Below are 20,003 nucleotides of genomic sequence, written 5' to 3'. Positions count from 1 at the left end.
TTAGATAAATATCAAAAACCAATAAGAAATTAAACCAGACAAAATAGTTGCGATTATATTTCTTGAAAAATAACCAACAATTACAGCAACAATTGCAGCAAATATTTTAGGGTCATCCATTTCAATGAACTGACCGTAGTCATTTATAAAAATTCCTGGAAATATTATTGCAGGAAACACGGCTGATGGAACATAAGCTAACACAGCTTTTATTTTATCTCCCAACATGTCTCGACTTACTAGAGCTACCATCGTCATTCTAGTAAAGTAAGTTAATATTCCTGCAACAATAATTGATAACCAGGTCATTTTATTTTTTTAACCTCAATATTAAAGCCGCAACAAACAAAGCGAGTATAGGTGAAATAATTATATAAGATCTAAATGGAGCATCATAAAATAATAACGAACTCAATCCACATACAATCATTACAATTAAGTGATCAAGTTTTTTTAAATCTTGTATTACAATAGCTATAAAAGTAAGTGGTATTGCAAATTTTAATCCAAGTTCCTCTGGAACAAATGAACCTAAAATGATTCCTGACAATGTAGCAATTTGCCAACAAACCCACATCGTGCAACCTGTACCAATCAAATGATAATGTAAGTACTGCTCTGATTTATTTTTTTTAAAAAATTTATTAGATTCTGCAAAACCTTGGTCGACAATAATATAAGAGATTAACAATTTTTTTATTAATGATAATTTTTCTAAGTACTCTGATAAAACTGCTCCATATAAAAGATGTCTTGAATTGATAACACCGACAGATGTTGCTGCTACCAATCCAGATGCACCACCTGATAATAATTGTAAAAAAACAATTTGTGATGCACCACCAAAAATAATAATAGACATCGCATAAACTAATAATGGGTCAAATCCTAATTCAACACCGATAGCTCCACAAATGATTCCAAATGGAATCACAGATAACATGTGTGGAGAAATATCCAGCATGCCTCTAGTAAATAATTGTTTTTTTGTAAGCATTTATTTGGGTTCTATTAAAAACAAACTATGTGATCAATATTTATTGGCCGTTTAATCCCAAATTTTTCATCGATTTCATGTTGATGAACATGATGCGAATGAACAAAAACAGGAATTAGTAAATCACTACTGGTCTTTAGAGTATATATAAAATTTGTTCCCCTAAACTTTCTATCTACCACTTCTAATTTTAAATTGCTTTTATCATCATGTTCTAGATCTTCTGGCTGTAACAATAACTGTACTTTAGATCCTTTTGGATAATGTTTTGTAAAATTACCTTTGATTGTACCTAAATCATCATTTTCTAAAGTATTTTCATCAGTAACTTTTGCTGGAATTAATATTCCTCTGTTTAAAAAATTAACTACATCAACAGAATTTGGGAAATGATAAACATTATAAGGGTCATCAAATTGTTTAAGTTCTCCGTCTAAAATAATTCCACATTTGTTACCTAGATAGAATGCTTCGTAAGAGTCGTGAGTAACAATTATTGTTGTAATTTTTAAGTCTTTTAAGATTTGCTTTAACTTTACCTGTATTTCTTCTTTGAAACTTTGATCTATATTCGACAAAGGTTCATCTAGTAGTAACAAATCAGGATTTGATAACAAAGATCTGGCTAAAGAGGCTCTTTGAGCTTCTCCAGAACTAATTTCATGAGGATATTTTTCTAAGATTTTTTCTAAATGAAGAAATTTCACTATTTCTTTAAAATTTAAACCTTTTTTCTTCTTTTTATTTCTCTCAGCACCAAAATTAATATTTTCCAAAACATTGTAGTGAGGAAATAGAGAGTTGTCTTGAAAAGCCAAAGATATATTTCTATCCTCAGGTTCAACATGGCTTTCTTTAGATGAAATAATTTTATTTTTTAAAATAATTTTACCAGACTGAATTTTTTCAAGGCCAGCTATTGTTCTTAATATTGTAGTTTTTCCGATTCCAGAAGGACCTAGCAAACAAACTATATCTCCTTCATTTTCAATATTAAATGAAACATTGGTTACTTTATTTTTAGAGCTTGCAGCAAAAGTAACATTCTCAATTTCTAAAAAATTAATTCTCATTTTATTTATCTTTAAACATATACTTAGATGTAATTAAAATAAAAATACTTGCAATCATAATTAGTAATAATGAAGGTGCAGCAGCAGCTTCTAGTAAATCTTGTGAAGCAAATATATAGGCTTGGGTGGCAAATGTTTCGAAATTAAAAGGACGCATAATTAATGTAATTGGTAATTCTTTGATTATTTCGATTGATAATAATATAGCAATTAATAGGACTGAGTTTTTAAGATAAGGGATATGTATATTTAAAAAAGTTTTTAATTTTGAATAACCTAGTAGATATGCACTTTCATCAATTGAGTAATTAATTTTTAAATATCCAGATTTAATACCATTGTTAGCTAAAGAATAAAATCGTACAAAATAAACAATTACTAAACCAAGTATAGATCCAATAAAAATTTGTTTTATATCAAAAAAATAAAAAACATTTTCATCAAACCAAGAAATAAAAGTTATGAAGGCCACAGCTAATATTATTCCTGGAACAGCATAACCAGTAATTGAAAAAGTTGTTAAAATATTTAAAAACTTATTTTTACTAATTCTATTTCCATAATTTGATACAAAAGATAAAAATATCAAAAGAAAACCTGATAGGAAAACTAAAATCAACGTGTTTGACAATAATTCAATAATATTTAGATCTATAAAATGTTTTGGAAATTTAATTGTCCAGTAAAGCATTTGCAAAACTGGAAATATAAAGCTAGCAAAAAATACAAATGAACAAAAAATAATTGCCATTAAAGATTTATAGCCACTTAATTGTTTCAAAGTTTTAGTCTTAAAATTTCCTTTGGCAGGAGAATGGTACTGTGCTTTTTTTCTGGATAAATTCTCTAAATAAAATAATCCAAATATAAAAATTAGGAGAAAAAAAGATATTCTGTTTGCTAGAGCCAAATCATCAAAAGATATCCATGCATCATAAATTCCAGTAGTTAAAGTCGATATCCCAAAAAAAGATACTGCACCAAAATCTGATAAAGTCTCCATAGCAACTAAAGATAATCCAGCAATAATTGCTGGTCTTGCTGATGGTAAAATAATATTAAAAAATGTTTTTTTTGTTGAAAAACCAAGGTTTTTACCAAGTTCTAGCAAATTTTGAGATTGATAATGAAATGAGGTTCTTGTTAACACGTAAACATAACCAAATAGTGAAAATGAAATTGAAATTATAGCTCCTAGCATTCCGTCGAATTTAGGTAAAAAAGAATTATAATTTCCATCACCGAATAAGCTTTTCATAATTGAAAAAGCTGTTCCATAATTTTCAAAAAAAGCAGTTAATGAATATGCATAGATATAAGCTGGAACTGCAAAAGATAAAATTAAAACCCATTTAAAAAAATTAACTCCAGGAAATTTGTAAAATGAAACTAAATAAGCAGATCCTACACCGATTACAAAAGTTGTAATTAAAACTCCAATTACAAGAATTATTGAATTAGAAATGTATTCATACAAAAATGTATTTTTAACAATTGATAAATACTCACTTGTTGGTTCAAAAAAACTACTAAATACAGTTACAATTGGTATTGCAACTATAATAGAAATGAGCAAAGAGCTCAAAAACCAAATATTAATTTTATTACCCATTTTTAACGAAGTACTAATGATATAAAGTAGAGTAATAAACTTTATACCAAAAGTACTTAGTTTTAACCTCTTTTATTTCCAACCAGACATCAACATTACCTCCAATGCATCAGCCTGATTTTTTTTATAGTCTTCAACTTTTGTTTTTAAATCCTGTTTAAAATTTTCACCCATTTGTTTTATAAGAGGGTGTGGTTCAACACCATCTATCATTGGGTATTCAAATGTATTGTTTACTATATGTTGTTGTGCTTCTTTTGTTAAAAGAAATTCTAATAATTTTTTTGCATTTTCAGGATTAGGAGAATTTTTTAAAATACCTCCACCACTTATATTCATATGTGTCCCTCTATCATTTTGATTTGGGAAATAAGGTAATACCTTTTGAGCAGCTTCTTTTTGGTCTTCTCCTTTTTGACCAGATAACATCAAAGCATAATAATAAGTGTTTGCTATAGATAAATCAGCTTCACCAGCGGCAACAGCTAAAATTTGAGCTCTATCATTTCCTTTAGGATTTCTTGCAAAATTTAAAACTAATTTTTTTGCCCATTCTAAAGTTTGTTCTTTACCATTATTTTTAATTAATGATGCAACAAGAGATTGATTGTAAATATTATTAGATTTTCTAATTACAATTTTACCTTTCCATTTTGAATCTGACAAACTTTCATAAGTTATCCCTTTTAAATCTTCTGAACTTACTCTTTCTGGTGAGTAGTAAATTATTCTTGCTCTTTTAGCGATACCTGTCCAATTATCAGATCTAAAGTTTGCTGGCACTAAAGCTTCAATCTGCACTGACATAGAGTTCTGAAACATACCTTTTTCGTCAAACGCACCTAGTCTTCCAGCATCTGCTGTAATATATAAATCAGCTTTAGAGTCTTTTCCTTCTTCAGTAATTCTTTTTTGCAACGCTTTGTCTTTACCTGAAACTACGTTAACTTTTATACCTGTTTTGTTCGTAAACTTTTCATACAACTGAATGTCAGAGTCGTAATGTCTTGCACTAAAAACATTTACTTCACCTGCTATACTCATTTTGGCAAAGAAAAATAAAATTAATCCTAATAATGTTATTTTTTTCATTTATATCCTTTTCTTTACCCTAGTTTATTTGCGAATGAGAATTATTATCAATGCGAATGATTATCAATCGCATAAATTGACACATATTTCAATACTTTTTTTATTATTTTTAAATGTAGGAAATTTTTATTTCCAGTCGCCGATTTTGCTAAATAAGAAATTTCTAAATGCTTGAACTCTAGCAGTATTTTTTAATGATTGAGGGTAAACAAAGTGCGCTTCTGTTATAGGGCCTTCTACTTTCGGAAGTACTTTAATTACGTTGTTTGAATTTATCACTAAATATTCAGGAAGTGCCGCCAACCCTACACCAGATTCTACAGCTAACAAAAGACCCATTACACTATTTACCTTCATGATTGATTTTCTTTTTTTACCGTCATGCATTCCAATTTTTAATGCCCAATCTGGATTATAAACTGGAGAAGGTGCTCCTTTTCCAAACGAAATAAATTTATGTTTATTTAGATCGTTTATTGTCTTTGGCATTCCATTTTTTTCTAAGTACTTATTTGATCCATAAATATAGTATTTGATATCGACTAGCTTTTTTTGAATATAATTAAGCTGTTTTGGTCTTCTCATGAAAATTCCAATATCAGCCTGTCTTGTACTTAGATCTAATTCTTTATCATCAAAGACTAGTTCAATCTCAATCTCTGGATTAAGTCTCATAAATTCTTGAATTCTAGGCGTTAACCAATGAGTACCAAAACTTCTTACTGTTGTTATAGTTAATTTTCCTGTTGGTTTATTCTTCTGATCGCCTAAAGAAGTTTCAACTTCTTTTAATTTACTTATTACTTCATGTGCAGTTTTAAAAACATATTCACCGTTTTCTGTAAGTGTTAATCCTCTTGCATGTCTTTCAAATAGTTGTACTTTTAAATCTTGTTCTAAGGACTGTATCTGTCTACTGATTGCAGATTGGCTTAGGTTTAAATTTACAGTAGCATTTGTAAAACTTCCAGCTTCTGCGACAGCATGAAAAATTTTTAATTTATCCCAATCCATTATTTATTTACATCCACTAATACTCTTCCAGAAATTTCACCTTTTAAAATTTTAGGATAAGTTTCAATTAGCTCTTCTAAACTTACTGTTAAAACTGATTTTTCAAGCAATTCAAAATCAATTAATTTTGAAGCTTCACCCCACATAAATTCTCTTCTTTTTATACTGCAATTTGCAGAATCCATTCCCCAAACCTTAATACCTCGTAACATAAAAGGAAGTAAATTGGTGTTAAGTTCATTACTATTTGCATTTCCACATACAGCTATAATTCCATTAGGCTTTGTTTGTGCAATTGTGTTTGCTAAAATTTTTCCTCCAACAGTGTCTACCACTCCGTCCCATAAACCTTTATCTATTGGTCTTGGGTCTTTATCAAATTCAGCTCTATTTATAATGTTTTTTGCTCCTAAAGATTTTAAATAATCTGACTTACTTTCTTTTCCAGATACTGCAGTTACATTGTATCCTAATTTTGTTAAAACCATTATTGCAACACTGCCAACGCCTCCGGTTGCTCCTGTTACCAAAACATCATTTACTTTTTCCCCAAGCAAAATACTTTCTCTTGCTTGAATTGCAAAGGCACTCATTAAAGAAGTTAAGCCTGCTGTCCCTAAAATCATTGCCTGCTTGCTACTTAAGTTATCAGGTTTTTTTACTAGGAAGTCTGCATTAACTTTTGCTATCTGAGAATAACCACCAAAAAATACTTCTCCAACTCTAAAACCAGTTAATATTACTTCATCGCCTGATTTAAATTTTGAATTTTCACTTTCAATTACTTTTCCTGAAAAATCTATTCCTGGTATGTGCGGATACTCTTTTACTAGTCTTCCACCATTCTTTAGAATCATTCCATCTTTAAAATTTAAATCTGAATATTCTACCTGAACAGTTACATCCCCATGTTTTAAAAAACTTCTATCTAAAGATTTTACTTCTCTAGAAAAATTTTCACCTTCTTGATTAAGAACTATTGCTTTAAATTGATCAGACACTTTAATCTTTTAGCGTAGTGCTAATAAATCGTAAATATCTATTTTGAAAACTTAAATCTTCTTTAAATTGACCTAAATAATAATTTGTTACTGTAGTTGCTTGTTCTTTTTTAATTCCTCTCATAGTCATACACTGATGAGTTGAATCTATTGTAACTGCAACACCTTTTGCATCTAATGATTCCATTAAAGTATTTGCAATTTGCATTGTAAGTCTCTCTTGAGTTTGAAGTCTTTTAGAAAAAACCTCAACTACTCTTGCAAGTTTACTTAAACCTACAACTCTTTCTTTTGGAATATAAGCAACATGGGCTTTTCCAATAATTGGTGCCATGTGATGTTCGCAATGACTTTGAACAGAAATATTTTTTTGGACAACCATGTCATCATATCCCTCTACATCACCAAAAGTTTTATCCAAAATTTTATCTGGATCTTCTTTGTAACCTTTGAAATATTCTTTAAATGCTTTAACAACCCTTTTTGGAGTTTCTAATAAACCTTCTCTATTTGGGTCTTCCCCCATCCATGTTAAAATTGTTTTAAAAGCTTCTTCAGCATCTTTGTCTGAAACTTGCTTATTTTCATTTAACTTGTTGTCAGTGTCTTTTACTAATTTCATAGCGCCTTTTTATACAGTAATTACCTGATTTTAAAATATTTATTATATCTAGATATGTGCTACATAATCACATTCTATGTTCAAAAAAAGAGAAAATATCTACGATATCGAGGAAGGAAATCTTCTTTCACCAAAATTTGATAATGATGGCTTAATACCTGTCATCACAATGTGTTCAAAAACCAAAGATATTTTAATGCACGGCTATATGAATGTTGAAGCATTAAAAAAAACAATTGAAACCAAAGAAGCTCACTACTTTAGTAGATCTAGAAAAGCAATCTGGCACAAAGGTAAAACAAGTGGCTTTACTCAAAAAGTAACTGAAATTAGAATTGATGATGATCAAGACTCAATTTGGTTAACAGTTGATATAGGAGACGGTGCTAGTTGCCATGTTGGATACAGATCATGCTTTTATAGATCTATTCCTATGGGACCAATTGATAATGGACGTAAAGTAGAAATGGAATTTCTTGAAAAAGAAAAAAAATTTGATCCTGAAGAAGTTTATAAAGGACAACCAAATCCTACTAAGATTTAATGAGTGAAAAACAAAAAAATGTTCTAGGCGAAAATCTAGAAGAATGCTCCAATGATCCATTAACAGGTTGGTTTCGTGATGGTTGTTGTAACACTGACGAGAATGATCATGGACTTCATACAGTTTGTGCTAAAGTTACTACCGAATGCTTAGAGTGGATGAAAGAAGCAGGTAACGATTTAATTACTCCACATCCTGAATTTGGGTTTCCAGGTTTAAAAGATGGAGATGGATGGTGTTTGTGTGCTAGTTGGTATGCAAGAGCAGTTGAAGCTGGTAAAGGATGTCCAATATTTCTAAAAAGAACCCACGAAAACACTCTTAAATATGTACCTATTGAAACTTTAAAAAAGTTTGCAATAGATTTGTCCTAATTTACATATTTCCATATCTTGGTCCACCACCACCTTCTGGTGTCACCCAATTTATGTTTTGTGAAGGTTCTTTAATATCGCAAGTTTTACAGTGAATACAATTTTGCGAATTAATTACAAACTTATTAACATCATTTTCTTTCTGCACTTCGTATACTCCAGCAGGACAATATCTTTGTGCAGGTTCATCAAATTTTTCTAAAGTGTATTTGATTGGTAAATCAGGATCTTTAAGTTGTAAGTGGACAGGTTGATTGTCAGCATGGTTAGTTCCTGTAAGATAAACTGAACTAGTTTTATCAAAAGTTATTACATTATCGTACTTTGGATAATCAATTTTGGGCATTTGACTTGCAGGTTTTAATGTTTCATGATCTGCATGTTTATGTTTAAGAGTGAACGGAAGTTTTCCTCTGAACAAAATTTGATCAATACCTGTAAAGATAATCCCCAAAATTAGTCCCCAACTAAAACTAGGTTTTACATTTCGAGCCTCAAATAATTCTTTATATAACCAACTTTTTTTAAATTTATCTTCATAATTAGATAAATCTTTATTTTCTTTTAAGTGTTCATTAATAGTTTCAGCTGCTATCATTCCACTTTTCATTGCGGTATGAGAGCCTTTAATTTTAGGCATATTTAATGTACCAGCATCACATCCTACTAATAATGCACCTGGCATAAACATTTTAGGTAAACTTTGAAATCCTCCCTCGATTAATGCTCTTGCGCCATATGAAATTCTTTTTCCTCCCTCTATTATTTTTTTAATTGCTGGATGAGTTTTAAATCTTTGAAATTCATCATATGGAGATAAATGTGGATTTTTGTAATCCAATCCTATTACATAGCCTAAAAACACTTGTTTATTTTCAGCGTGATACATAAAGCTTCCACCGTAAGTATTGTTATCAAGTGGCCATCCAGCTGTATGCATTACTAGTCCTTCTTCATGATTTTTTTCTTCTATTTCCCAAATTTCCTTAAAACCAATTCCATATTGCTGGGGATCTTTTCCTTTACTCAGTTCAAATTTTTGAATTAATTGTTTTCCTAGATGACCTCTGCAACCTTCAGCAAATACTGTTACTTTTCCTAAAAGCTCAATGCCTGGTTCAAAACTATCTTTTTTGTTGCCCTCTTTATCTTTACCCATATCTTGGGTAGCTACTCCTTTAACAGACCCGTCATCGTTATATAAAATTTCACTTGCTGGGAAACCTGGAAAAATTTCTACACCCAAAGCTTCTGCTTGTTCAGCTAACCATCTACATAAGTTAGCTAAACTAATAATATAATTTTTATGATTTTGTTGAACTGCTGGCAAAAGCCAAGTTGGCCAACTTAAAGATTTTGTTTTTCCTAAAAATAAAAATTTTTCTTTTGTTACTTTTGTTTTAATTGGCGAGTTAAGTTCTCTCCAATTAGGTAATAACTCATCTAGAGCTCTTGTTTCAAAAACATTCCCACTCAAAATATGAGCTCCTATTTCTGAAGCTTTTTCAAGCAAACAAACATTTAAATTTGAATCTAATTGTTTTAATTTAATTGCAGTCGCTAATCCTGATGGGCCACCACCAATGATTACAACATCATATTCCATAGATTCTCTAGACATAATCTAATTTTTAACTGTAAGGATTATTTTTGTATAGTGTTTAATTTGTTCAGCTCTTCCATGAACTGAGGCAAAGCTTCAAAGAGATCTGCTTCAAGACCATAATCAGCAACGCTAAAAATTGGGGCCTCACCATCTTTATTAATTGCAACTATGACTTTACTTTCTTTCATGCCCGCTAAATGCTGAATTGCTCCTGATATTCCAACAGCTATGTATAAATCTGGCACGACAACTTTTCCGGTTTGCCCAACTTGATGATCATTGCTTATATAACCTGCATCAACTGCAGCTCTTGATGCTCCAATAGCTGCTCCAAGCTTATCAGCAATTTCAGTAATTAATTTAAAGTTATCTCCACTTTGCATTCCTCTTCCACCTGATACAACAATTCTAGCTGTACCTAGTTCAGGTCTATCAGATTTAATTTCTTCTCTTTTTATAAATTTTGTATTTGAAAATTCTTTACCAGCATCAATTTTCTCAATTGGTGCTGAACCTCCTGAGCTTTCACAAGGATCAAATGAAGTTGGTCTAATAGTTACACATTTTTTTGCATCATTACTTTTAACTGTTGCAAAAGCATTCCCAGCATAAATTGGTCTAACAAAAGTATCAGATGATATTACTTTTATAATGTCACTAACTTGTGAGGTATCAAGATGAGCTGCAATTCTTGGCATTAAATTTTTACCAAATGTATTTGCTGAACAAATGATATGAGAATAATTTTCTGCTAAACTAACCACAACTGGAGCAAAATTTTCTGCAGTGAAATTTTCATAGTGTGGTGCTTCAACACTTAATACTTTTTTAATTACTGGAAGTTCTGATAATTGTTTTGATGCCTCTGCACTATCATTTCCAATTATCACAGCATGAACTTCGCTATCAATTTGTGAAGCGGCTGTAGCCGCATTTAATGTAAATGGTCTTAACTCTTTATTATTATGCTCTGCTATAAGTAAAACTGCCATTATATTACCTTTGCCTCATTTTTTAATTTTTGAACTAATTCTGCTACATTAGCCACTTTAATGCCCGCTTTTCTTTTTGGTGGCTCTTCTACTTTAATTTGCTCTACTCTTGGAGAAGTATCAATACCTAGATCAGATGCAGAAATTTCTTCAATTGGTTTTTTCTTTGCCTTCATAATGTTTGGAAGAGAAGCGTATCTTGGTTCATTTAATCTTAAATCGCAAGTTACAATAGCAGGAACATTTATTTCAATTGTTTCAAGTCCCTCATCTATTTCTCTAGTAACTTCTAGCTTATTATCTTTTACATCAATCTTTGATGCAAAAGTTGCTTGTGGCCAATTTAATAATGCACTCAACATTTGACCTGTTTGATTACAATCATCATCAATTGCTTGTTTTCCCATAAAAACTAAATCTGGATTTTCTTTTTCAACAATCTTTTGTAAAATTTTTGAAACAGCTAAAGGTTCTAGTATTCCATCTGCTTTAACATGAATTCCTCTATCTGCTCCAACTGCTAAAGCCTTTCTAACAGTTTCTTGAGCTTTTTCTTCACCTACAGTTATTGCAACCACTTCAGTTGCCTTTCCTGCTTCTTTAATTTTTACTGCCTCTTCGATTGCATTATCATCTGGTGGATTGGTTGACATTTTTACATTGTCTGTAACTACACCAGTGCCATCCTCTTTAACTCTGATTTGAACGTTGTAATCAATAACTCTTTTTACTGCTACTAAGATTTTCATTAAGCTCTCAACAAATTATTTTCTGAATCATATGGACTTTCATCTAAAACGGTAGCGTCATACATTTCACCCAATATATCAACTTGTAATTTGTCGCCCACATTAGAACAATCAGGTTTTACCATTGCTAGAGCAATTGATTTATCTAATCTAAACCCAAACTCACCACCTGTTGCTCTTCCAACAACTTTACCGTCTTTAAATATAGGATTATTTCCTAGAACATCTGCATCTTTAGTATTGTGAACTTCTAAAGTTACTAATTTGTTATCAAAACCTTTTTCTCTCCATTGGTTAAGTGCTTCTAAACCAATAAAGTTTCCTTTATTTGGATGAATAAATCTATCTAGTCCAGATTCGTATGGAGAATATTCAATCGACAATTCTGTTCCAACTAATTTGTAAGATTTTTCTACTCTTAAACTATTCATTGCTCTGATACCGAATGGTTTAATTCCTAAATCTTTACCAGCTTCCATTAATTTATCAAAAATATGATTTTGATACTCGATTGGATGATGAAGTTCCCATCCAAGTTCACCAACGAAATTTACCCTCATGGCGTTAACTGGTGCATATCCTACATTCACATTTTTTGCTGTTAACCATTTAAAGTTATCATTAGAAAAATCATCTGTTGAAACTTTTTGCATTAATTGTCTTGCTTTAGGTCCAGCCACTACCAATACACCTGTGCTATTTGTTAAATCCTCAAAAATTACAGATCCGTCATCTGGCATCCATTTTTGAATCCAGTCATGATCTAATCTTAAATTAGCTCCAGCTGATACTAAATAGTAACTATTCTCTGCTTCTTTCATGATTGTAAATTCTGAGTGCACACCACCTTTGGTATTTAATGCATGACATAGATTTATTCTTCCAATCTTTTTTGGAAGTTTGTTTGCAACTAAATAATCTAAAAATTCTTCTGCTTTAGGTCCTCTTATTCTGCATTTTGCAAAAGCAGTCATATCTAAAAGACCAACATTTTCTTTTACGTTTTGACATTCCTTTTTAATTGCATCAAACCATTTTGATCTTCTAAACGACCAATCATCTTTTTGTTCCATTCCATCCGTTGCAAAAAAATTAGGTCTTTCCCATCCAAATTTTTGACCGAAGACTGCTCCTAAATTTTTCATTCTTTCATAACATGGAGCTGTTCTTAAAGGTCTTGCTGCAGGTCTTTCTTCATCTGGATAGTGAACTATAAAAACATGACTATAAGCTTCTTCATTCTTAGCTTTTAAATATGATTTCGTTGCATAGTTTCCATATCGTCTTGGCTCAACTCCCAACATATCAATTGTTGGTTCACCGTCTACAATCCATTCAGCAAGTTGCCAACCAGCACCACCTGCTGCAGTTATTCCAAAACTATGACCTTCATTAATCCAAAAATTCTTTAATCCCCAAGCAGGTCCAACAATTGGATTTCCATCAGGTGTATAACAAATTGCTCCATTATAAACTTTCTTAACCCCAACTTCTCCAAAAGCTGGAACTCTATGTATTGCTCCTTCAATATGTGGAGCTAATCTATCTAAATCTTCTTGAAATAATTCGTATTCAGAATTCTTTGATGGTCCTTCTACATAACATGCTGGTGCACCATCTTCATAAGGTCCTAAAATTAATCCACCCGCTTCTTCTCTCATATACCATCTACTATCGCTATCTCTTAAAACTCCCATTTCTGGTAAACCGTCTTTTTTTCTTTGTTGAATAGCAGGATGTGGTTCGGTTACGATGTATTGATGTTCAACAGGGATAACTGGAATATCTAATCCAACCATTTCACCAGTTTGTCTTGCAAAATTTCCAGAACAAGAGATTACATGTTCACACTCTATTGATCCTTTATCTGTTTCAACAATCCATCCATCTTTTGTTTGTCTCATTGATAGAACAGTTGTGTTTCTATAAATCTCCGCTCCCCTATTTCTTGCACCAGTAGCTAAAGCTTGTGTTAAATCTGCTGGTTGAATGTATCCATCTTCTGGGTGTTGAATTGCTCCAACTAAATCATCTGTATGACATAAAGGCCAAATTTCTTTTACTTGTTGTGGAGTTAAAAATTTTACATCTACCCCAATTGTTCGAGCTACACCTGCGTACTGATGGTACTCATCCATTCTATCTTTTGTACTTGCCAAACGAATATTTGAAACAACACTAAAGCCAACATTTTTTCCAGTTTCTTCTTCTAAAGTTTTATAAAGATTTACTGCATACTTATGTAGCTGACCTACAGAGTAACTCATATTAAACAACGGCAACAAACCTGCGGCATGCCAAGTTGAACCTGAGGTTAATTCTTTTCTCTCAACAAGGACTACATCAGGCCAACCTTTTTTTGCTAAATGATAAAGAGCACTGACACCAACTACTCCACCACCAACTACTACGACTTTAGTTTTTGTTTTCATTTCGTGATTCCTACTAAATTTTTATTAGTAACGAAACAAAAATGTATCTGTGGATAATCAAATTGAGCTGCCGAGTGGAATTGGACTTGAGACCATTGTGGTCAACCAACAATCTTTTAAAACTCCTTCGTCTGTATATTTTTCAACCTGCCAATTGAACTTGTGATAAATTTTGTCCTTATCTAAAATGATGACCTCAAATTGGGCCCATTTGTCACTACTGCCAAGCTCTGTAATAGTGTGGCTTAGATGATTAATCATCATTTTATAGGAGGCTCCTTTGATCATTCGCTTAAAATTACCTAGGGGACCTGTTACTCTTTTATTATTCGGGTGAGCAAAGGTCCAGGTTTGCTCTATCCCTCTATCTTTATATTCTAAATCATTTTGTTTGAGACCATTAAGTTGAATTTCAACAACTTCTTTTGGAGTAATATTTTTGCTTGGGTTTATCAACTCTGAATATGAATAAACAGTAGTTAATAATAGAATTAATAAAGTGCTAAATATTATTCGCAGTTTTTCTAACATCTTCTAAGAACTCTTGTCTTTTTGAGTCGCTTACAAAAGGTACTGCAAAATATCTTCGATAGGTAATGTTATATATGCCACACATATGAAATACCCCTCTTTTAAGTCTTCTAATCGGTAAATTTAAAAAAAATGTAGTGATAGCTAGTCTTGGTGAACCATATGTGCAAAAAATTACCGCTTTCTTTTTTCTTAAATTACCAATTGGATAACCATAGTTTCCAACTAGTTGCTTAAATCTAAATGCCCATGGTGGTGCCAACACTTTATCAATCCATCCTTCAACAATTGCTGGCATTCTAAAATTCCATATTGGTGCAACTAATACAATTGTATCACACTCTTCTATTCTCTTACGATGATCTAAGACTTCAGCACTTGGGTCTTCTCCAGCAAATACAGGATCAAATTTTTCTTTGTATAAATCTACAACGTCTACTTTGTTACCTTTTAATTCAGAGTGTTTGATAAATTCATTTTTAATTGCTGCGTTAAATGAATTTTCATTATAATGACCGTAAACTAGGAAAATTTTTTTCATAATTTTTAATTAACAAAAAAAACCAAAAAAACTATAAAATTATTGTTTATTCTGAGGTTTTGTACTTACTATTGTTAATTATATATACAAATAAAATAGGCAAAATAAGTGTAAGTAAAGTTACAACAATTAACAATATCCCAAGCTCTGAGTAATCAGCAGTAGTTTGAATTTCACCTGAAACTTTATCTTTTACTTCTCTAGTAACTGTAAAAATTTGATTTAAATATTTTGTTCCTAAAGCACTTGCTGAAAGAGCTAAATTTGTAAAAGAAGCAAATACTGCAAAAAAAGTTGCTTTAAGATGTGAAGGAGCATTTTTTGCAATCCAAGCTAATAAAGGAATCATTGATACCTGACCCAATGGAGACTCTAAAGCTGTATTAAGTATCGCTATAAATTTAGCATCAACTACACCACCTGTTATTGAAGCAGTCCAATTATGAAATCCATAATACATCCCAACACTTGGTAAAAATAAAATCGCACCAGCTATACTTAATACAACAATAATTTTTGCAATTGAATTATTAGCCATAAACGGTCTCAATAAAACAATTCCAGCCAATGTTAAAATTGAAGCCAATAAAGACAAAATTGAAAAAAATTGTTCATTAAAACCAAGTTCATCAATTTCAAACCACGTTAGACCGGGACCAGGGCCTGGCATTGCTCTAAATATAAATATAATTACTGCAGTACCAACAATTGTTAACCTTAAATTTTCTGGCAACTCTTTGATCAGCTTAAACATCAAAAATAAAATTATGATAACTGAACCAATGAAAACAATTTCTTGTGCAAAGGGAACTTTGAAGGATCCAATAGATAAAGTGAAAATAACAAAAATTAAGCTTCCTCCAAGGATCCACCAATTAATTTTAGTTTTCTCAGTTCCTCTTTCCTCTTTAAATTCAAGTCCTTTAGATTTTAAATTTTGAATTTTCTTATTCCTTAAATATTTTGCTAAAAATACTCCTAAGATCGAAACAACTGGAATAACTAACGCATATAAATAAATTTTACCGTATAGAGAAATTTTAGCAGACTGTTCTAGGCTATATACATCTCTAAATAAAATTACATTCACCAACGCAACTAAAACAGTGCCTCCAATAATTGCAAAACGACTAAGGGTTTGCATTGTTGTATGCATAATTTTAACTTGATCTTTACTGTAATCATTTCCACTCTCATCAGTTAGTGGGACAGCTTCAACAGTCATAGCATCAGCAACAACATCTTGAATTACATAACCAACAGGTGCTAAAATTACGCTAATCACAAACCAAGTCTCAACTGTGAAAATTTCAGACATGTCCTCTGTATGAATTATAAGTCCATACATAATCAGCAAACTTAAAGCGATTAAAGAAGCGCCAAAGTAAACCATATAATTTTTTCTATCCCATATAAGATCAACCAAGTGTCCTAAAGGCATTTTTAATGCCCATGGAATTCCAGCCCAGAACCCAAGCCCCGCTAAAAATGCTGCAGATAAATTTAAGTAGTCTTTAACAAAAAAAGTTCCAACTATTCCAGTTAATCCAGAAATACCAGCCGCAACGTAAACCATTAAAGGAGGCAAATAAGTCCATTTAAATTGTCGACCTAAATCTAAAAAAGTGCTGTCTAAAAATTTTAAAACTTTATCCATAAAAAATTATTTCTGCTCATTATAAACAATTAAGAAAAATTATAAATTTATCTTGAGGAGTTTAAATTGAATGATTTAACTAAGTAAAATCCTACAAACATTGAAACAACAAAAGTTATTGAGTAAATATTCAATAAAGCAACAGAAGTTATAGCTGGACCAGGACATAATCCTCCTAATCCCCATCCAGCACCAAATAAAGCTGAACCTAATATTAATTGATTATTAATTGTTTTGTTATTTGAATAATTAAATTTCTCTGCAAATAATGGTTTTTCTTTTTTCTTAATTATGTGAAACAAAGGAGATGAAACAATCAAAGCTCCCATCATCACAAATGCAAGAGATGGATCCCAATTTCCAAATAAATCCAAAAAGCCTAATACTTTTGCTGGATTAACCATTTCAGATATCACTAAACCGATACCAAATATTATACCTGAAAGAAGGGAAGCTAATTTGTTCATAATAAATTTTTTATAAATACAGTTAATATTCCAACAATTATAAATGTAATTGTTGCAATAATTGATCTTAAAGAAAATCTTCCAATACCACTTATACCGTGGCCACTTGTGCATCCACCGCTAACACGTGTTCCAATTCCAACTAACAAACCTGCAGAAATCATCAACACGTAAGAATTAGAGATAATAATCTTAATTCCTCCATTAGAAAACAAGAAGTAAATAAATGGTGCAATAATTAAACCTAATAAGAATAATAAATTATCAAATTTATTTTCTTTCTCAGTTAACGCATTACTTGCGATACCACTAATTCCCACTAAACGGCCATTCAGTAAAAAAAATACCACCACCGCTAATCCAATTATCAATCCACCAGTAAAAGCTGGAATTGGTGTAAAATTTACTATGTTCATAAAATTAATTACTCAAAACAGGAAAAGCCTGTCTGACTTTTAAAAAAAATTTTTGATATTCCATTTTAGTACATTTGTTTTCTACGTATTCTATATTATTTTTTTCTACAAGTGACTTAGCATTTTCGTCTCTTATTCCAAGTTGTAGCCATAATACTTTAGCGCCAATTTTCACAGTATCTTCAGCTATGCCAAAGGCTTCTTTAGAAGGTCTAAAAACATCTACAATGTCTATAGGATCTTTAATCTCTGTTATCGAAGCATACACTTCTTCACCTAAAATTTTTTTACCCTTAGCTGATGGATTAACTGGATAAACTTTATAACCATACTCTTGCATATATTTCATGACAATAGTTGAGGGTTTTTTTAAATCATTACTGACACCAATCATTGCTATAGACTTAGAATTTTCTAAAATCCTCTTTATGTCACTCATTTTATTATTTGTTTTCTTTTTTAATTTGTTCCTCGCAGAATTTTCTTGCTTCTTCCAAATCAGTAATTTTAGTCTCAGATAATTTTTGACTTCCGGCAATACAAGCATCTACTGCTCTTTTAAAATTATAATCTTTAAGATTTAATACAAAGTACATTCCAAAAATAATAAATAAAATAATGAGTATATTTTTTTTATTCTTCATTATTATTTATGTTTCCAATTTGGTTGTCTTTTTTCTAAGAAGGCCGAGATGCCTTCTTTGGCATCCATTGCCATCATATTAACAGTCATCATTTTGCTAGTGTATGCATAAGCATTTCTTAGAGGCATTTCTAATTGCTTATAAAAAGCCTGTTTTCCGATTTTAATGGTCAAATTAGATTTCGATCCAATTTTTTTTGCTACTTTTAAAACTTCATCGTTTAATTTTGATTTAGAAAAATGATCATTTATTAAACCAATTTCTTTTGCATAATTTGCTTTGATAGGTTCTCCTGTTAAAAGCATCTCCATCATTGGTTTACGATTAATTTTTCTACTAACCGCCACCATTGGTGTGCTGCAAAACAATCCAATATTTACACCAGGTGTAGCGAATAAAGCGTCTTTGGTGCTATATGCGAGATCACAACTTGCAACTAACTGACAGCCTGCTGCAAAAGCTGCCCCATGAACCTTTGCAATAACTGGTTTTTTTCCTTCAACAATTTGTAACATAACCTTAGAGCAAAGATTAAATAACTTTTGATATTTATCTTTTTTTTTTAGACTTCTGACTTCTTTTAGATTATGGCCAGCACTAAATCCTTTTCCTGCGCCCTCTATGATTATTACTTTAGTTTTTTTATCAGCATCTAATTTTTTTAATGATTTTAATAAATCGGAAAGATTTTTAAATGAAAGAGAATTATATGTTTTTGGTTCATCAATTATTATTGATGAAATCTCAGAATTAATTCTCTTTATTTTAATATTACTAGTCATTTAATCAGCTAATCCATCGGATCTAGCCTGATTTCTTTCTATATGAATTGGTAAAACTTTACCATAAATTGCTTTTGAGTGTTCTGGGGTATTTACTCTATAAGGATCTAAGACATAAGCAGGAATGCACATATATCTAGATTTTTGACCTTCTACTTTTGTTACTCTATGCAAAGTAAATCTTCCTTTAAAAATTTGAAGATCCCCTGGTTCTAATTTAAGCTGTCTTACTCTTGATCGATCTCCATCTAAAACTTTTTTAACCTCATCAAAATTTTCGTTTCCTGGTGCTCTAATATTTGGACAATATTCAAAAACACCTCCTTTTTCAGGTTTCTGTATCATCAAACTTAAAGTGAATTCACAACTATCAAAATGCCAAGGAAGAATTCCATCTGGCTTCATAACATTGTACGCATGACAAGCCAAAGGGTCTGCCCATCTATAAATAGGGGAAATACCTAAACATGCAGAAACAAATTTTAAAAGTTCTTCTGTTTCATAAAGATATTTCATTTCTGAATTTTTTGGAAAGCAATCTGAATTTAAATATCCATTATACCTTTCCATAAAATTTCTCTTTGGATGTTTTTCAGGTAAACTTGGATCATCTTTAGCATAAAGATACGCATTGATGCTTTCTTTAGACATATAAACTTCATCAAGTTGTTTTTCTAATTCTGAATTCATTACCTCTAAAGATTTAGGTAAAATAAAATTTGGAATAGTTGAACAACTATATTGGTCTAATTCTTCCTTACATTTTTTTACTAAATTTTTAATGATTGGAGAATTTAAATCGTGAATAGGATATTTTTTTAAATCGACAATAGTATTTAATCTATCATTCATTAAAG

23 protein-coding genes are annotated in these 20,003 nt (G+C 31.1%); 2 read left to right on the top strand and 21 right to left on the bottom strand.

All coding sequences use genetic code 11. The features are described 5' to 3' along the window. From ACTTBI_RS01310 to folE, 8 genes are all read right to left on the bottom strand, one after another. Positions 1-309, bottom strand: coding sequence for an AzlD domain-containing protein (locus ACTTBI_RS01310; protein ID WP_075506129.1), 309 nt, complete (start codon positions 307-309; stop codon positions 1-3). Between the two features lies 1 nt (position 310). Beyond that, a complete protein-coding gene (locus ACTTBI_RS01305; protein ID WP_262590458.1) occupies positions 311-997 on the bottom strand; it encodes an AzlC family ABC transporter permease in 687 nt (228 codons plus the stop codon). Between the two features lie 14 nt (positions 998-1,011). Then, on the bottom strand, positions 1,012-2,070 hold the full coding sequence (locus ACTTBI_RS01300; RefSeq protein ID WP_440652276.1) for an ABC transporter ATP-binding protein: 1,059 nt from the start codon (positions 2,068-2,070) through the stop codon (positions 1,012-1,014). Between the two features lies 1 nt (position 2,071). Then, the gene (locus tag ACTTBI_RS01295) at positions 2,072-3,682 is read right to left on the bottom strand and encodes an ABC transporter permease (RefSeq protein ID WP_440652275.1); all 1,611 of its coding nucleotides are present in this window, start codon (positions 3,680-3,682) and stop codon (positions 2,072-2,074) included. Positions 3,683-3,754: 72 nt separating this feature from the next. Continuing rightward, complete coding sequence (locus ACTTBI_RS01290; RefSeq protein WP_440652274.1) at positions 3,755-4,774, bottom strand: extracellular solute-binding protein; 1,020 nt, start codon at positions 4,772-4,774, stop codon at positions 3,755-3,757. A gap of 126 nt (positions 4,775-4,900) precedes the next feature. Then, positions 4,901-5,788 (bottom strand): LysR family transcriptional regulator, encoded by an 888-nt coding sequence (locus ACTTBI_RS01285; protein ID WP_440614153.1) that lies wholly within the window; start codon positions 5,786-5,788, stop codon positions 4,901-4,903. Continuing rightward, positions 5,788-6,789 (bottom strand): MDR family oxidoreductase, encoded by a 1,002-nt coding sequence (locus ACTTBI_RS01280; RefSeq protein ID WP_440652273.1) that lies wholly within the window; start codon positions 6,787-6,789, stop codon positions 5,788-5,790. The genes ACTTBI_RS01285 and ACTTBI_RS01280 overlap by 1 nt, the downstream gene beginning before the upstream one ends. A gap of 1 nt (position 6,790) precedes the next feature. Continuing rightward, positions 6,791-7,411, bottom strand: a complete 621-nt coding sequence (gene folE, locus ACTTBI_RS01275) for a GTP cyclohydrolase I FolE (RefSeq protein ID WP_075506136.1) — start codon at positions 7,409-7,411, stop codon at positions 6,791-6,793. Between the two features lie 76 nt (positions 7,412-7,487). Between folE and hisI the strand changes: the two genes are divergently transcribed. Next, positions 7,488-7,955: a phosphoribosyl-AMP cyclohydrolase gene (gene hisI, locus ACTTBI_RS01270; protein WP_075506137.1), complete on the top strand. Its 468-nt coding sequence runs from the start codon at positions 7,488-7,490 to the stop codon at positions 7,953-7,955. Beyond that, entirely contained in the window at positions 7,955-8,329 is a 375-nt protein-coding gene (locus tag ACTTBI_RS01265) for a DUF2237 family protein (protein ID WP_440652272.1), read from the top strand. The genes hisI and ACTTBI_RS01265 overlap by 1 nt, the downstream gene beginning before the upstream one ends. A 1-nt stretch (position 8,330) precedes the next feature. On the opposite strand, the gene ACTTBI_RS01260 is transcribed toward ACTTBI_RS01265, so the two are convergent. From ACTTBI_RS01260 to ACTTBI_RS01200, 13 genes are read right to left on the bottom strand one after another with little or no spacing between them, the layout of a single operon-like run. Next, positions 8,331-9,950 (bottom strand): electron transfer flavoprotein-ubiquinone oxidoreductase, encoded by a 1,620-nt coding sequence (locus ACTTBI_RS01260; protein ID WP_440652271.1) that lies wholly within the window; start codon positions 9,948-9,950, stop codon positions 8,331-8,333. Positions 9,951-9,973: 23 nt separating this feature from the next. After that, a complete protein-coding gene (locus ACTTBI_RS01255; protein WP_440652270.1) occupies positions 9,974-10,927 on the bottom strand; it encodes an electron transfer flavoprotein subunit alpha/FixB family protein in 954 nt (317 codons plus the stop codon). Further along, a complete protein-coding gene (locus tag ACTTBI_RS01250; RefSeq protein ID WP_440633573.1) occupies positions 10,927-11,676 on the bottom strand; it encodes an electron transfer flavoprotein subunit beta/FixA family protein in 750 nt (249 codons plus the stop codon). Before ACTTBI_RS01250 ends, ACTTBI_RS01255 begins: the two co-directional genes overlap by 1 nt. Continuing rightward, on the bottom strand, positions 11,676-14,108 hold the full coding sequence (locus ACTTBI_RS01245) for a GcvT family protein (protein WP_440652269.1): 2,433 nt from the start codon (positions 14,106-14,108) through the stop codon (positions 11,676-11,678). Before ACTTBI_RS01245 ends, ACTTBI_RS01250 begins: the two co-directional genes overlap by 1 nt. 57 nt (positions 14,109-14,165) lie before the next feature. After that, positions 14,166-14,639, bottom strand: a complete 474-nt coding sequence (locus ACTTBI_RS01240) for a hypothetical protein (protein WP_440634399.1) — start codon at positions 14,637-14,639, stop codon at positions 14,166-14,168. Then, positions 14,611-15,180 (bottom strand): NAD(P)H-dependent oxidoreductase, encoded by a 570-nt coding sequence (locus ACTTBI_RS01235; RefSeq protein WP_440633576.1) that lies wholly within the window; start codon positions 15,178-15,180, stop codon positions 14,611-14,613. The genes ACTTBI_RS01240 and ACTTBI_RS01235 overlap by 29 nt, the downstream gene beginning before the upstream one ends. Before the next feature lie 46 nt (positions 15,181-15,226). Continuing rightward, positions 15,227-16,837 carry a hypothetical protein gene (locus ACTTBI_RS01230; protein WP_440652268.1) on the bottom strand — a complete coding sequence of 537 codons (1,611 nt, stop codon included), beginning with the start codon at positions 16,835-16,837 and terminating at the stop codon, positions 15,227-15,229. A 47-nt stretch (positions 16,838-16,884) separates the two neighbouring features. Next, positions 16,885-17,304, bottom strand: a complete 420-nt coding sequence (locus ACTTBI_RS01225; protein ID WP_440652267.1) for a DUF6691 family protein — start codon at positions 17,302-17,304, stop codon at positions 16,885-16,887. Then, positions 17,301-17,720, bottom strand: coding sequence for a YeeE/YedE family protein (locus ACTTBI_RS01220; protein ID WP_440652266.1), 420 nt, complete (start codon positions 17,718-17,720; stop codon positions 17,301-17,303). The genes ACTTBI_RS01225 and ACTTBI_RS01220 overlap by 4 nt, the downstream gene beginning before the upstream one ends. A gap of 4 nt (positions 17,721-17,724) precedes the next feature. Continuing rightward, the gene (locus tag ACTTBI_RS01215; RefSeq protein WP_440618200.1) at positions 17,725-18,159 is read right to left on the bottom strand and encodes a CoA-binding protein; all 435 of its coding nucleotides are present in this window, start codon (positions 18,157-18,159) and stop codon (positions 17,725-17,727) included. A gap of 4 nt (positions 18,160-18,163) precedes the next feature. Continuing rightward, the gene (locus ACTTBI_RS01210) at positions 18,164-18,364 is read right to left on the bottom strand and encodes a hypothetical protein (RefSeq protein ID WP_440652265.1); all 201 of its coding nucleotides are present in this window, start codon (positions 18,362-18,364) and stop codon (positions 18,164-18,166) included. Between the two features lie 2 nt (positions 18,365-18,366). Further along, complete coding sequence (locus tag ACTTBI_RS01205; RefSeq protein WP_440647580.1) at positions 18,367-19,146, bottom strand: enoyl-CoA hydratase; 780 nt, start codon at positions 19,144-19,146, stop codon at positions 18,367-18,369. Then, positions 19,147-19,998, bottom strand: a complete 852-nt coding sequence (locus ACTTBI_RS01200) for a HalD/BesD family halogenase (protein WP_440652264.1) — start codon at positions 19,996-19,998, stop codon at positions 19,147-19,149. Positions 19,999-20,003: the final 5 nt, after the last annotated feature.

It is taken from the genome of Candidatus Pelagibacter sp. HIMB1542, assembly GCF_052047835.1.
Lineage (GTDB): Bacteria > Pseudomonadota > Alphaproteobacteria > Pelagibacterales > Pelagibacteraceae > Pelagibacter.
Note: the sequence above shows the minus strand (reverse complement) of the source record. Positions and strands in the feature narration are given on the sequence as shown.